Below are 13,251 nucleotides of genomic sequence, written 5' to 3'. Positions count from 1 at the left end.
CATGGAGCTCTCGAAAGTGGAGCAGGCGGGCGCCGGCGCCCGGTTCGTCAACATCGGCGAGCGTTGCAATGTGACGGGCTCCGCCAAGTTCAAGAAGCTGGTTCTGGCCGGTGACTATGAGGGGGCCGTTGTGGTCGCGCGCGACCAGGTCGAGAACGGCGCGCAGATCATCGACGTCAACGTGGATGAGGCGCTGCTCGATTCCGAAGCCGCGATGACCACCTTCCTGAAGCGCATCGCAGCTGAGCCGGATATCGCGCGCGTGCCGGTGATGATCGACAGCTCGAAGTGGAGCGTCATCGAAGCCGGGCTCAAATGCGTTTCGGGCAAGCCGATCGTCAACTCGATCAGCTTGAAGGAGGGCGAAGGGCCTTTCCTGGAGCTTGCACGCAAGTGCCGCGCCTATGGCGCAGCAGTTGTCGTCATGGCTTTCGACGAGGTGGGCCAGGCTGACACTGCGGAGCGCAAGGTCGCGATCTGCGAGCGTGCCTATAGGCTGCTCGTCGCTGACGGCAGCGATGCGCAGGATATCATCTTCGATCCCAACATCTTTGCGGTTGCTACCGGGATCGACGAGCATCGTCGCTACGCGATGGACTTCATCGAAGCCGCACGCGAAATTCGCCGGCGCTGCCCCGGAGTGCACATCTCGGGCGGCCTATCGAACCTGAGCTTTTCCTTCCGCGGAAATGAGACCGTTCGCCGGGCGATGCACAGCGTGTTCCTCTACCATGCGATCCCCGCAGGAATGGACATGGGAATCGTCAACGCCGGCCAGCTCGACGTCTATGATGCGATCGATCCCGAGCTCCGGGACGCCTGCGAGGACGTGATCCTCGACCGGCGTGATGATGCGACCGAGCGGCTGATTGCGCTAGCGGAGCGCTTCAAAGGGACCGACGCAGCGGAAGAGAAGAAGCTTGCCGAATGGCGATCCCTGCCGGTTGCCGAGCGGCTGTCATATGCGCTTGTGAAAGGCATAGACGCGCATATCGTCGAGGACACGGAGGAGGCTCGCCAAGAGTTTGCCCGACCGATCGAGGTAATTGAAGGCCCGCTGATGGATGGCATGAACGTCGTCGGCGACCTCTTTGGGTCGGGCAAGATGTTCCTGCCGCAGGTCGTGAAGTCGGCACGCGTCATGAAACGGGCCGTGGCGCATCTCATTCCCTTCATCGAGGCGGAGAAGGAAAAAAGCGGCGCCACCGCTGGTAAGGGCCGGATCGTGATGGCGACGGTCAAAGGGGACGTTCACGATATCGGCAAGAACATCGTGGGCGTTGTGCTGCAGTGCAACGGCTTCGAAGTGATCGACCTCGGGGTCATGGTTCCGTGGCAGGACATTCTGAAGGCCGCCAACGGCAATCAGGCGCATATGATTGGTCTGTCAGGGCTGATTACCCCGTCTTTGGACGAGATGGTGACAGTTGCCGGAGAGATGCAGCGGTCGGAGATGAAGCTGCCGCTGCTGATCGGCGGTGCGACCACCAGCAAGGCGCACACGGCGCTGCGTATCGACCCGGCTTATGAAGGCCCTGTGATCCATGTGCTCGACGCCAGTCGTGCAGTTGGTGTCGCATCGTCGCTCGTTTCGGACACGCAGCGCGAGCCGCTGATTGCCACGACCGCCGACGATTACGACAAGCTTAGGAAGTCGCGTGAACGCAGCGGTCAGAGCGAGCTCGCGAGCCTGGAGGAGGCGCGGGCGAACGCGTTTCCGTTCGACCCTTCGGGCCAGGCGCCGGCTCCCGCCTATCCGGGGCTTCATCATTTTGGCGAATGGCCGCTCGCAGATCTTCGCGCATCGATCGACTGGACGCCGTTCTTTCGCGCCTGGGAGCTGGCTGGGAACTATCCCGCAATTCTCGATGATTCGATCGTCGGTGAAAGCGCGCGCAGCCTGTTCAAGGACGCAAACGAGATGCTCGGGCAGCTTATTGCCGAGCGGTGGGTCACGCCCAAGGCCACGGTCGGCTTGTGGCGTTGCAAGCGTGAGGGCGACGATGTCCTGGTACTCGCCGGCAACGACTGGACCAGGCTGCCCTTCCTTCGCCAGCAGGTGAAAAAACGCGAGGGCCGCCCGAACATGTGCCTGGCGGACTTCATCAATCCCGACGGCGAGGATTGGATCGGCGGCTTCGCGGTCGGCATTCACGGGCTCGAGCCGCATCTCGAGCGTTTCAAGCAGACCATCGACGATTATGACGACATCCTGCTTAAGGCGCTCGCCGACCGGCTTGCCGAGAGCTTCGCCGAGGTCCTTCACGCCACCGTTCGAAACCGCCTGTGGGGCTATGCCGACGAGCACTTTTCGAACGAGCAGCTGATCCGCGAAAAATATCAGGGAATCCGACCAGCGCCGGGCTATCCGGCCTGCCCCGATCACAGCCTGAAAACGATCCTGTTCGACATGCTCGGCGGCCATCCCGGCGAAGTCACGCTGACCGAGAATTTCGCGATGCTGCCGACCTCAGCGGTTTCGGGGTTCTATTTCGGCCACCGCGACAGCCAATATTTCGGCGTTGCGAGGATCGGCCGCGACCAGCTCGAGGATTATGCTCCTCGCCGGAATGTAGCCATGGATCAGGCGGAACGCTGGTTGAGACCGAACCTCGACTGACGTTCGGCGTCATGCGAGCGAAGCGAAGCAATCCAGTCAGCAGCAAAAGGTGGATTGCTTCGTCGCCATGCTCCTCGCAATGACGGCAGTGTAATGATCCGCCGGCTGATATTGCTTCTCGCAGTCCTGCTGATGCCGGCGGCTGTGCACGCACGCGGCATTGAACCGCGGCTGGTCGCCGAGGGGCCCGCACCAGCCGGCGGCGAGGTCGAGCTCGCGATCCACATGCGCCCCAACCCGGGTTGGCATGGCTATTGGCTCAATCCGGGCGACGCGGGCCTGCCAATGGATGTCCGTTGGCAGCTTCCGGCCGGATTTACTGCCGGTGAACTCCAGTATCCGGTCCCGAGCCGCCTGACCGTCGCCGATCTCATGAACTATGTCTATGAGAGCGACTACGCCCTGCTCGTCCGCTTGAAGGTGCCGGGCAACGCGAGCGGCACGGTGCCGATCCGCGCGCAGGCGCATTGGCTTGCCTGTACGGACAAGATCTGCGTGCCGGAGCAGGGCGAACTTGCTCTGGACCTGCCGATCGGCAGCGGTACGCCGAACCGAGCGCAATTCGACCAGTGGCGTCGAGCTATTCCGCAGCCGCTTGCGACTCTCGGCAAGCTCCAAGTCGCCGGCAACACGCTGCGCGTCGCGATACCGCTTCCCGCAAATGTGGCCGCAGAGCAGGCTTACTTGTTTCCGGAAACAGACGGGGTCGTCGATTACCAGGCCAGGCAGTCGTTCCGCCGCGCGGGCGACCTGCTAGTCGCGGAATTGAGGCGCAATGGTAACGCGCCGCAGCGCTTTGCGGGCGTGCTCGCGCTTGGCGATGGCCGCGGACTGGAATTCAACGCCGTCCCGGGGGAGGTGCCCAAAGGCGGCACGCGAATCGGCGGCAAGGACGCAACGGCGGTCGTTTGGGCGGTTCTTGCCGCAATTCTGGGCGGAATCCTTCTGAACCTCATGCCGTGCGTGTTCCCGATCCTCGCATTGAAGGCGCTGCACCTTTCCCGCGCCGGCGGCGAAGCGCCTGAAGCGAAGCGCGACGGGCTTGCCTACACTGCCGGCGCGATAGTCGGCACAGGCGCGCTGGGCGTGGCGCTTCTGGCGATACGCGCGGCAGGGGCCGAAGCGGGCTGGGCCTTCCAGCTACAGGATCCACGCACGATCCTGATCCTGCTGCTGCTCACGACTGCGATCACGCTGAACTTGCTTGGCTTGTACGAGCTGCCTGCTGTCGGCGGCGCGAGGATGATGAGCGGAAGCTTCGGCACCGGAGCATTAGCGGCTTTTGTCGCAACGCCCTGCGCCGGCCCGTTTCTCGGCGCGGCCCTTGGGACCGCCCTGCTGCTCCCGCCCGCTGGCGGGGTCGCGGTGTTCGCCGCGCTGGGCCTTGGCCTCGCGCTTCCCTTCCTGGCGGTCGCCTACGTGCCTGCATTGAGGACGAGGCTACCCAAGCCCGGACCATGGATGGCGAAGCTGCAGCGCTTCCTCGCCATTCCAATGGGTGCCACGGCGTTGGCGTGCCTGTGGCTTTTGTGGCGGCTCGGAGGCGCGAAGGGACTCGAGATCGGCCTCGTCGCCGTTGTCCTGTTCTCGCTCCTTCTGGCAGGAGCCGGCCTGTTCCAGAAAAAGGCAAAGCAGACCGGCTATGCGGCCACGTTGGTTGCGGTCGCGATCGCCGCCCTCGCGCTGTGGGCAATGCCAGCACCGCACCCCGCTTCGCGCGTCGTCGAGGGCGCGGAACGATGGAGCGAAGCTCGCGTGCAGGCCGAGCTCGGCGCCGGACATAATGCGTTCGTTTACTTCACCGCGGACTGGTGCCTCACGTGCAAGGCGAATGAGGCTGCTGCGATCGATCGCGAAGAGGTACGCCAGGCGTTCTACGACGGTGGCGTTGCGGTACTCGCGGGCGACTGGACGGACGGCGATCCTGATATCACCCGCTTCCTGGAGTCACGCGGCCGGGCAGGAGTGCCGCTCTATCTCTGGTACCGGCCGGGCAAGGCGCCGGAGGAGCTTCCGCAGATCCTGACGCCGTCGATGCTTATTTCCCGCGCTCAGACTGCACGGCGCTAGCGGAGCGCTCCCACACTTTCTTGCCTCCTACCCAGGTTTCCAGCACCTGGGTTCGCGCGAGTGCCTGAGGGTCGACTTTGCTGACGTCGCGATCGACAATGATGAAGTCTGCCCATTTGCCTGGTTCCAGCGCGCCGATCCTGTCCTCCGCAAAGCCTGCATAAGCCGCGCCCCGAGTGAAGGCGCTAAGCGCCTGCGCAAAGGTCAGTCGCTCGCTCGGGACCCAGCCGCCCGGAGGCTGTCCGTTCATGTCCTGCCGGCTCACGGCAGCGGAAAGGCCGGGGAAGGGATTTGGCGATTCCACCGGGAAGTCGGACCCGAAGGCTAGCTTCGCGCCGCTCTTGAGGACCGTCTGCCATGCATAAGCGCCGGCGAGCCGGTTCGGGCCGAGCCGCTTCTCGGCCATCAGGCGGTCGCTGGTCTGATGCGTAGGCTGCATCGAGGCGATGATTCCCGCCGGCGCGAGGCGGGGGATGTCGGCCGGGTCGGCGATCTGGAAATGCTCGATGCGCCAGCGACGGTCGCCCGGATATTTGCGGGCCAGTTGCTCATAGGTTGAGATCACCTGCGCATTCGCGGCATCGCCGATCGCGTGCACCGCGACCTGCACATCATGCTGCGCGGCCTCTTCGGCCTTAGCGAGGATCTCTTCATCCTTGAGGAATTGCAGGCCGCGCGTGTCGGGCTTGTCCGCATAAGGCTGCTTCAGCCAAGCGCCACGCGAGCCGAGCGCGCCGTCGGCATAAAGCTTGATCCCCCCCATCTTCAGACGGTCATTGTAGAGCCAGGAGGTCGGACCGTTCGGGATCAATGCACGCATCGACTTGCTGTCTAGCGCGTAGCTCATGATCCGGAACTGCAATCTGCCAGCCTCCGCTGAGCGGCGGAAAGCGCCCCAGTCCTGCGGCTCCGTGCCCATGTCGCCTACGGCGGTGATGCCCACCGAGAGCAAAGCGTCCTGCGTCTTGATCAGCGCTTCGTCTCGAACCGTATCGGACGGCGCTGGAACAACCTTCGACGCCAGGTCGATCGCATTGTCGATGAGCAGGCCGGTGGGCTTGCCGCTCGCATCCCGCTCGATCTTGCCGCCGACGGGATCCTTCGTCGCCGACGTGATCGCGGCGGCCCTCAGCGCGGCGCCGTTCAGGATCACCGCGTGACCGTCGACGCGCTCCAGGACCACCGGGCGGTCGGGAGCGGCAGCGTCCAGGTCTGTTGCGGTGGGGAAGCGCTTTTCGGGCCACAGCTCCTGGTTCCAACCCCGGCCGCTAATCCAGTCATTGCCCGGATGCGCGGCCGCATAATCGCGCAGGCGCCGCTGCAGGTCGGCGATGGAATTGGTCCCGACCAGGTCGAGCTGGAGCGCGGCCAGGCCGAGCCCCATCACGTGCCCGTGCGCGTCGATCAGCCCGGGAAGGAGCGTGCGGCCGTTGCCGTCGATGATATGCGGATAGCGAACTGCGGGAGGCGGGCCATTGAGCACTTCCTTGACCTTCCCGTCATCCCCGAGGAGCAAGCCGGTGAAGTGCTGGAGCTTGCCGTCCGCACCGACCTGCATCCCGTTGACGTTGTCGATAAGCGTGTCGGCGTAAGCCGCTGAGGCGAGAAGTCCGAGGGCGAGGGCGAGAGCGGGTCTAAGCATGCCACGGCTTAGCATTGTTTGCGGGCGGGGGAACGAGTAGGCGCAGCAGCCGAATGCTCCAGTCTTCTTCCATGCAACCGCCGACGATCGATGATGTCCGCGCAGCCCAGCAACGCATCGACGGCGCGGTGGTGCGAACGCCGATGCTGGTCAGCCGTACGCTTTCCGAAATCGTAGGAGCGGAAGTCTGGCTCAAATTCGAGAACTTGCAGTTCACCGCCGCCTACAAGGAGCGGGGCGCGCTCAATAAGCTGCTCCAACTTACGCCCGAGGAACGCTCTCGCGGCGTGATCGCGGCGTCGGCGGGCAATCATGCGCAGGCTGTGGCCTATCACGCCAAGCGGCTCGGTATCCCGGCGACGATCGTGATGCCTGAGCCGACGCCGACGGTGAAGGTGACTCAGACCGAAGGCCACGGCGCGCATGTCGTCTTGCACGGCGACATGTTCGACGATGCCTATGCAAAGGCGCGCGAGCTTACGCTCGAGAAGGGCTATGTCTTCGTCCATCCGTTCGACGATCCCCAGATCATCGCTGGCGCGGGAACGGTGGCGCTCGAAATGCTCGACACAGCGCCCGATCTCGACACGATCGTGGTTCCGATCGGCGGCGGCGGCTTAATGTCCGGAATCTCCATCACGTCGCGCGCATTGAAGCCCGACATCGAGCTGATCGGCGTCGAGGCCGAGCTTTACCCGTCGATGAAATGCGCGATCCAGGAGTGCCAGATGCCGCTTGGCGGCGACACGCTGGCAGAAGGCATTGCTGTAAAGCAGCCGGGTGAGTTGACCTCACGCATCCTGAAAGACCTCGCGGACGATGTGATGCTGGTATCGGAGCGCGATCTCGAACGCGCGGTCGCCATGCTGGTCGGCATTGAAAAGACTGTCGTCGAAGGCGCGGGCGCGGCCGGTCTCGCAGCGATCCTCTCCGACCGGGAAAGGTTCAAAGGCAAGAAGGTCGCAACCGTACTTTGCGGCGGTAATATTGATACGCACCTGCTGGCCAACGTGCTGGTCCGCGACCTCGTGCGCGCAGGCCGCATCGCCCGGCTTCATGTCGCGGCTCATGACCAGCCCGGCGCGCTCGCGGCGATCACCGCCAAGGTCTACGAAGCGGGCGTAAACGTCATCGAGATCAATCACAGCCGGATCTTCACTCGGCTGCCGGCCAAGGACACGATGATCGAGGTCGAATGCGAGGCTCGGGATGCCAGCGCGATCGACGATGTCGTGGCGCGACTCGAAGCTGCCGGATTCAAAGTGGAGCGCGCTTCGCTCGACTAGTTTGGCTCCGAACGGCTGAATCTTCCTGTCTCGCAGCGGGACAGTGCAGAACTTTGGCCTGATTCAGGCCTCCCAACTCTTTTCTTCGGCGTTTACCAGCCGCATAAAGAGCAAGGTAATCATTGGAGAGGCCGCGGGTGAGCGCACCATTCCGCTTTCCCAAGTTTTTCGTAACGAGCCCGAACCCGTGCCCGTACCTTCCGGGCAAGGTCGAGCGGAAGGTATTCACGGAACTCAGCGGCCGCCACGCCAGCGAACTCAACGAAGCCTTGGGACGGATCGGGTTTCGACGCAGCCAGTCGGTCGCCTACCGGCCGAGCTGCATCGATTGTTCGGCCTGCGTCTCGGTCCGCGTGCTCGCGGCCGAGTTCGAAGCCAATTCGACGCAACGGAAGCTCATGCGGCGCCACGCCGATCTTGAAGTCGCCGCTTGCAAGCCGTGGACGACGGACGAGCAATACAGCCTTCTGCGCCGCTACCTGGCGGCACGTCATCCGGGCGGGGGCATGGCTGAGATGGACGAGAGCGATTTCGCCGACATGGTCGAGCAGACGCCGGTCCGCACGTTCGTGATCGAGTACCGCGAGCCGTCGGTTGATGGCCGGCAGGGCCGTCTCATCGGCGCCTGCCTTACCGACCAGCAGAGCGACGGCCTGTCGATGATCTACAGCTTTTTCGATGTCGGTCCGGATGCTCGTAAGGGGCTGGGCACCTTCATCATCCTCGACCACATCATCCGCGCGGCTCGGGCTGGACTGCCCTATGTCTATCTTGGCTATTGGGTCGAAGGCTCTTCGCGCATGGCGTACAAGACGGCTTTCAAGCCGCTGGAGCGGCTCGGCCGCGACGGTTGGCGGCGGATGGATGAAGACGTCCTCGAAGCTCTCGGACCGGAAGAGATCACGCTTCCGACCCGCCGCGATCGCAAGCGCCTGCTGATCGACGCCTGACGAAAAGAAAAAGGCGGAGCCTCGCGGCCCCGCCTTCTCTCCCCATCGCCCCTTTGAATATTGTCAGGCGACCGCCGCTTGAGGCTCCGGCTCGCTCGCCTCCTCCGGATCGCGCAGCACATACCCGCGACCCCAGACGGTCTCGATGTAATTGGCGCCACCGCAGGCCAGGCTCAATTTCTTGCGCAGCTTGCAAATGAACACGTCGATGATCTTGAGCTCGGGCTCGTCCATGCCGCCGTAGAGGTGGTTCAGGAACATTTCCTTCGTGAGGGTCGTGCCCTTGCGGAGCGAAAGCAGCTCCAGCATTGCATATTCCTTGCCGGTCAGATGCACGCGGGCGCCGTCGACCTCGACCGTCTTGGCGTCGAGATTCACCGCGAGCTTGCCGGTGCGAATGACCGATTGCGAATGGCCCTTAGAGCGGCGGACGATCGCATGAATGCGCGCAACCAGCTCGTCGCGATGGAAGGGCTTGGTCACATAATCGTCGGCGCCGAAACCGAGAGCGCGAACCTTGGAGTCCATCTCGCCGATGCCCGACAGGATCAGCACCGGAGTCGAAACCTTGGCCGTGCGCAGCTTCTTCAGCACGTCATAGCCGTGCATGTCCGGCAGGTTCAGGTCCAACAGGATGATGTCGTAATCGTACAGCTTCCCGAGATCGAGGCCCTCTTCGCCAAGATCGGTCGTGTAGACGTTGAAGCCTTCGGTCCCAAGCATCAGCTCGATGCTCTTTGCCGTCGTCGGCTCGTCTTCAATCAGCAGCACGCGCATGGCTGGTCCCCCCGTTCACGGCCTGAGCGTTACTCACTCTTAACGGCCTTGAAGCCTGCATTAACCATTCGTGGTCTGCAGGGAAAAGGTTAATATTGTGTAACACGCTGGATTCCTTGGTTTCGTTGCAAAGGAGTCACAAATCCATCCACAGCGCAGAGAGAACGCCTGGATTTGCGGTCATGGTTGCGCTGGTGCATCCGGAGCGGATGGACCTCTCCGACCGCATCATTTTTATCGATGGCGAAGCGATGGTCATCGACAAGCCTGCCGGTCTCCCTGTCGATGAGCCCAGGCGCGGCGGGGACAGCGTCGTTGCGCGGCTGGCCGAGTTGCGCTGCGGTTTCCGTTCCTCGCCGACGCCGATGCATCGGCTGGACCAGGATACTTCGGGGTGCCTGCTGCTTGCGCGCAACGCACGCGTCCGGGCCGCGCTTCAGCAGGCTTTCGAGGCGCGCCAGGTCCGTAAATATTATCTCGCCGTCGTTGCAGCCTCAGTGCAGGAGGAGACGGGCACCATCGATGTGCCGCTGGCGAAGAAATCCAGCGCTGAGGCCGGGTGGCGGATGGTCGCTGATCCCGAAGGAAAGTCAGCGGTGACGAATTGGCGGCGGGTCGCGGTGCGCGATGGCCGCAGCCTGATCGAGTTCGCGCCCATCACCGGGCGCACACACCAGATACGCGCGCATGCGCGCGAGGCGTTCGGCACCGGGATCGTTGGCGATCGCGTCTATGGCGTTCCGGGCGGACATATGCTCCTCCATGCATCTCGGCTGGTGGTGCCGCGCGAGCGGCGCGAGCTGATCGACGTTTCAGCGCCCCTCCCGGAGCATTTCGGCGAGTGGCGCGATGCGGCCTGAAGATGTCATCATTCCGGAGGACGCGCTCAGCGAGAGCTTCCTCGCCGCGACGGGGCCAGGCGGCCAGAACGTCAACAAGGTCGCGACCGCCGTCCAGCTCCGAGTGGACGTGTTCAGGCTCGGCCTGCACCCCGACGCCTATGCTCGGCTGAAAGCAATCGCCGGCAGCCGAATGACGAATTCCGGCGAGCTGTTGATCACCGCCCGGAAGTTCCGGACCCAGGATGCCAACCGCGCCGACGCCCGGCGACGACTGGCGGAATTGATCGCCGAAGCCCATATCGTACAAGCGAAGCGCAGGCCTACCCGCCCAAGCCGGGCGGCGAAGGCGGAGCGAGTCGAGAGGAAACGGCAGCGCAGCGTAGTGAAGCAGGCGCGCGGAAAGGTGCAACTGGACTGATGTACGACTTCAAGATTGCGGCAGCCGACACTGCTACCCTTTACCGTGACCTGGCGGCCGCTCTCGAGGCGCTGATCGGCGACGAAAGCGATGCGGTCGCCAATATGGCCAATGCCGCCGGGCTGATCTGGGAATCGCTGCCGGACATCAACTGGGTCGGCTTCTACCGCAATGTCGGGGGCGAGCTGGTGTTGGGCCCGTTTCAGGGCCGACCTGCCTGTATCCGCATTCCCTTCGGGACAGGCGTTTGCGGCGTGGCCGCGGAAACTCGCAAGCTGCAGCGCGTCGAGGATGTTCACGCCTTTCCGGGCCACATCGCCTGCGACAGCGCATCGAACAGCGAGATCGTGGTGCCGCTGATCCGCGACGGCGAGCTGCTGGGTGTGCTCGATATCGATAGCCCGAAGGCTGCGCGCTTCTCGGAAGAAGACGAGGCCGGTGTGGTGAAGCTGGCCGAGATACTCTCGAAAGCGCTCTAGCTGAGCTGCTCGAGGCGCTCGTCCGTCAGGCCGCCCGGTATCAGCATGACCGGGCAGGGCAGCTTGCCGGCGTCGGTCCCGCAGAAGTTGGACACGAGCGGGCCTGGATTGCCGCTTGGAGCCGCACCGAGCACCAGCGCCGCAACCTCTTCACGTTCGCCAACATAGTCGCGCACGGCTTTTGCGGGCTCACCGTGCTGAACGATGATCGTAGCTTCGATCCCGGCTTCATTGAGGATTTCGCCGACCGACGCGCTGACTACGCCTTCGATGCGCAACCTTTGTTCTTCCTCGATCGCAGCCTGGACCCCGCCAAATTGCACGAAATCCTGGGGCTCGACGATTCCCAGCACTTCGATCCGCCCGTTCGTCTTGGCGGCACGGCGGGCAGCGAAGCGTAGCGCGACGGCAGCTTCCGCGCTGTCGTCGACGACCACCAGATAGGTGCGCTTGAGTTCCTGTCCCCCCATGCAATTTCGAGTGCTGCGTTAAACCGGGCTTAAGCGCAAGCCGGTGCGATGTTTTCCAGCTGCCCCTTGACCCCGCCTGCCGCATTGGCTTTGACCCGCGCGAGCCTGCCAAGGACAGATCAGCATGCCGATCGAACTCAAGATGCCCGCACTCTCCCCGACCATGGAGGAGGGAACTCTCGCCAAATGGCTCGTCAAGGAGGGCGACAAGGTCGCTTCGGGCGACATCCTGGCGGAAATCGAAACCGACAAGGCGACGATGGAATTCGAGGCGGTGGACGAGGGGACAGTCGCGAGGATCCTGGTTCCCGAAGGCAGCGAAGGGGTGAAGGTAGGAGCGCCGATCGCCATACTTGCAGGCGAGGGGGAGGATGCATCCGCGGCGACGCCGCCCAAAGCCGACACCGCCGCGCCTGCTCCGCCCAAGCCGGCTGCCGAGCCCAAGGCGGACGCGATTCCAAAGAGCGCGCCTCCGCCGCAGGCGCCGGTCGAAACTCCGGCTGCGCCGCCCCAGCCCGCGGCAACTCCGGCCCGCGCGGAAGGCGACCGGGTTAAAGCGTCGCCGCTCGCGCGCCGTCTGGCGCAGGCTCAAAACATCGACCTCTCGAAGGTCCAGGGCAGCGGTCCGGGCGGCCGCGTGGTTCGGGCCGATATCGATGCGGCGGCAGGCAAGGCTCCGGCGACTGCGCCGACCGCCGCGCCTTCCCAAGCGGTCGCTCCCGCTCTCGGAACGCATCTCGTCATGCCGGGCCCGATCGAGCAGGGAATCCCGCACGAAGAGGTCAAGCTTTCGAACATTCGCAAGACCATCGCGCGCCGCCTGACCGAGGCGAAGCAGCAGGTTCCGCACATCTACCTCACCGTCGACATCCAGCTCGACGCGCTGCTCAAGCTCCGCACGGAGCTCAACGCCGGCCTCGAAAGTCGCGGCGTGAAGCTTTCGGTCAACGATTTGCTGATCAAGGCGTTGGCGCAGGCTCTGGCGGAAGTCCCGGAATGCAACGTCGCCTTCGCCGGCGACCACATGCTCAAATATAACCGCGCCGACATCTCGGTCGCGGTCTCGATCCCCGCGGGGCTGATTACGCCGATCATCGTGGGCGCCGACACCAAGAGCGTCTCCGCCATCTCCACGGAGATGAAGGAGCTGGCCGTCCTTGCGCGCGACGGCAAGCTGCAGCCCCAGCAATATCAGGGTGGCACTGCCAGCCTTTCCAACATGGGCATGTACGGCATCAAGCAGTTCGAGGCTGTCATCAATCCGCCGCAGGGCATGATCATGGCCATCGGAGCCGGCGAGAAACGGCCATATGTCATCAACGACTCGCTCCAGATTGCGACCGTCATGTCGGCAACCGGCAGCTTCGACCACCGCGCGATCGATGGGGCCGACGGCGCTAAGCTGATGCAGGCCTTCAAGCGGCTGGTCGAAAACCCGCTGGGAATGCTGGCCTGACATGAAATGGATGACCGCACTTGTCCTGGGCGCGATCCTGGGTTTCGTGCTGCCCACGGGCCTCGACCTGCGGTCCGGCGTCTGGATGAACAACTGGACCGGCTGGGGAACCATCCATCCTCACGCAGGATCTCCTGGCCTTTTATTCTCGATCCCCGTGTTTCTTGGCTCGGCAATCTTCCTGCGGCTCGTGTTCAACTGGCATACCCGCTGAGGCCGCGGGATTGGCTGGCCGCGCTCC

General features: G+C 63.8%; 12 protein-coding genes. 9 read left to right on the top strand and 3 right to left on the bottom strand.

What is annotated here, in order from left to right; genetic code table 11:
* The first annotated feature begins 1 nt into the window (after position 1).
* Both metH and LZ538_RS02300 read left to right on the top strand, forming a co-directional pair.
* Positions 2-2,620 carry a methionine synthase gene (metH, locus tag LZ538_RS02305; protein ID WP_249830380.1) on the top strand — a complete coding sequence of 873 codons (2,619 nt, stop codon included), beginning with the start codon at positions 2-4 and terminating at the stop codon, positions 2,618-2,620.
* Between the two features lie 93 nt (positions 2,621-2,713).
* Entirely contained in the window at positions 2,714-4,690 is a 1,977-nt protein-coding gene (locus LZ538_RS02300; protein WP_249830379.1) for a protein-disulfide reductase DsbD family protein, read from the top strand.
* On the opposite strand, the gene LZ538_RS02295 is transcribed toward LZ538_RS02300, so the two are convergent.
* The gene (locus LZ538_RS02295) at positions 4,659-6,332 is read right to left on the bottom strand and encodes an amidohydrolase (RefSeq protein WP_249830378.1); all 1,674 of its coding nucleotides are present in this window, start codon (positions 6,330-6,332) and stop codon (positions 4,659-4,661) included. The genes LZ538_RS02300 and LZ538_RS02295 overlap by 32 nt on opposite strands.
* 53 nt (positions 6,333-6,385) lie before the next feature.
* Here LZ538_RS02295 and LZ538_RS02290 point away from each other — a divergent pair, with 53 nt between their 5' ends.
* Positions 6,386-7,618, top strand: coding sequence for a threonine ammonia-lyase (locus LZ538_RS02290; RefSeq protein WP_249830377.1), 1,233 nt, complete (start codon positions 6,386-6,388; stop codon positions 7,616-7,618).
* Between the two features lie 137 nt (positions 7,619-7,755).
* Positions 7,756-8,568, top strand: coding sequence for an arginyltransferase (locus tag LZ538_RS02285; protein WP_249830376.1), 813 nt, complete (start codon positions 7,756-7,758; stop codon positions 8,566-8,568).
* Positions 8,569-8,631: 63 nt separating this feature from the next.
* Here LZ538_RS02285 and ctrA read toward each other — a convergent pair whose 3' ends face one another.
* Positions 8,632-9,345, bottom strand: a complete 714-nt coding sequence (gene ctrA / locus LZ538_RS02280; protein ID WP_249830375.1) for a response regulator transcription factor CtrA — start codon at positions 9,343-9,345, stop codon at positions 8,632-8,634.
* Between the two features lie 182 nt (positions 9,346-9,527).
* On the opposite strand from ctrA, the gene LZ538_RS02275 reads away from it, so the two are divergent.
* The 3 genes from LZ538_RS02275 to LZ538_RS02265 are packed head-to-tail and all read left to right on the top strand — an operon-like array spanning position 9,528 to position 11,084.
* Entirely contained in the window at positions 9,528-10,205 is a 678-nt protein-coding gene (locus tag LZ538_RS02275; RefSeq protein WP_249830374.1) for an RluA family pseudouridine synthase, read from the top strand.
* Positions 10,195-10,605 (top strand): alternative ribosome rescue aminoacyl-tRNA hydrolase ArfB, encoded by a 411-nt coding sequence (gene arfB, locus LZ538_RS02270; protein WP_249830373.1) that lies wholly within the window; start codon positions 10,195-10,197, stop codon positions 10,603-10,605. Before LZ538_RS02275 ends, arfB begins: the two co-directional genes overlap by 11 nt.
* Positions 10,605-11,084: a GAF domain-containing protein gene (locus LZ538_RS02265; protein ID WP_249830372.1), complete on the top strand. Its 480-nt coding sequence runs from the start codon at positions 10,605-10,607 to the stop codon at positions 11,082-11,084. The genes arfB and LZ538_RS02265 overlap by 1 nt, the downstream gene beginning before the upstream one ends.
* On the opposite strand, the gene LZ538_RS02260 is transcribed toward LZ538_RS02265, so the two are convergent.
* On the bottom strand, positions 11,081-11,554 hold the full coding sequence (locus LZ538_RS02260; protein WP_249830371.1) for a universal stress protein: 474 nt from the start codon (positions 11,552-11,554) through the stop codon (positions 11,081-11,083). The genes LZ538_RS02265 and LZ538_RS02260 overlap by 4 nt on opposite strands.
* A 124-nt stretch (positions 11,555-11,678) precedes the next feature.
* On the opposite strand from LZ538_RS02260, the gene LZ538_RS02255 reads away from it, so the two are divergent.
* Both LZ538_RS02255 and LZ538_RS02250 read left to right on the top strand, forming a co-directional pair.
* Entirely contained in the window at positions 11,679-13,010 is a 1,332-nt protein-coding gene (locus LZ538_RS02255) for a pyruvate dehydrogenase complex dihydrolipoamide acetyltransferase (RefSeq protein ID WP_249830370.1), read from the top strand.
* Position 13,011: 1 nt separating this feature from the next.
* Complete coding sequence (locus LZ538_RS02250; protein ID WP_249830369.1) at positions 13,012-13,224, top strand: hypothetical protein; 213 nt, start codon at positions 13,012-13,014, stop codon at positions 13,222-13,224.
* The last annotated feature ends 27 nt before the right edge of the window (positions 13,225-13,251 follow it).

This window comes from Sphingomonas hankyongi (genome assembly GCF_023516575.1).
Lineage (GTDB): Bacteria > Pseudomonadota > Alphaproteobacteria > Sphingomonadales > Sphingomonadaceae > Sphingomicrobium > Sphingomicrobium hankyongi.
Note: the sequence above shows the minus strand (reverse complement) of the source record. Positions and strands in the feature narration are given on the sequence as shown.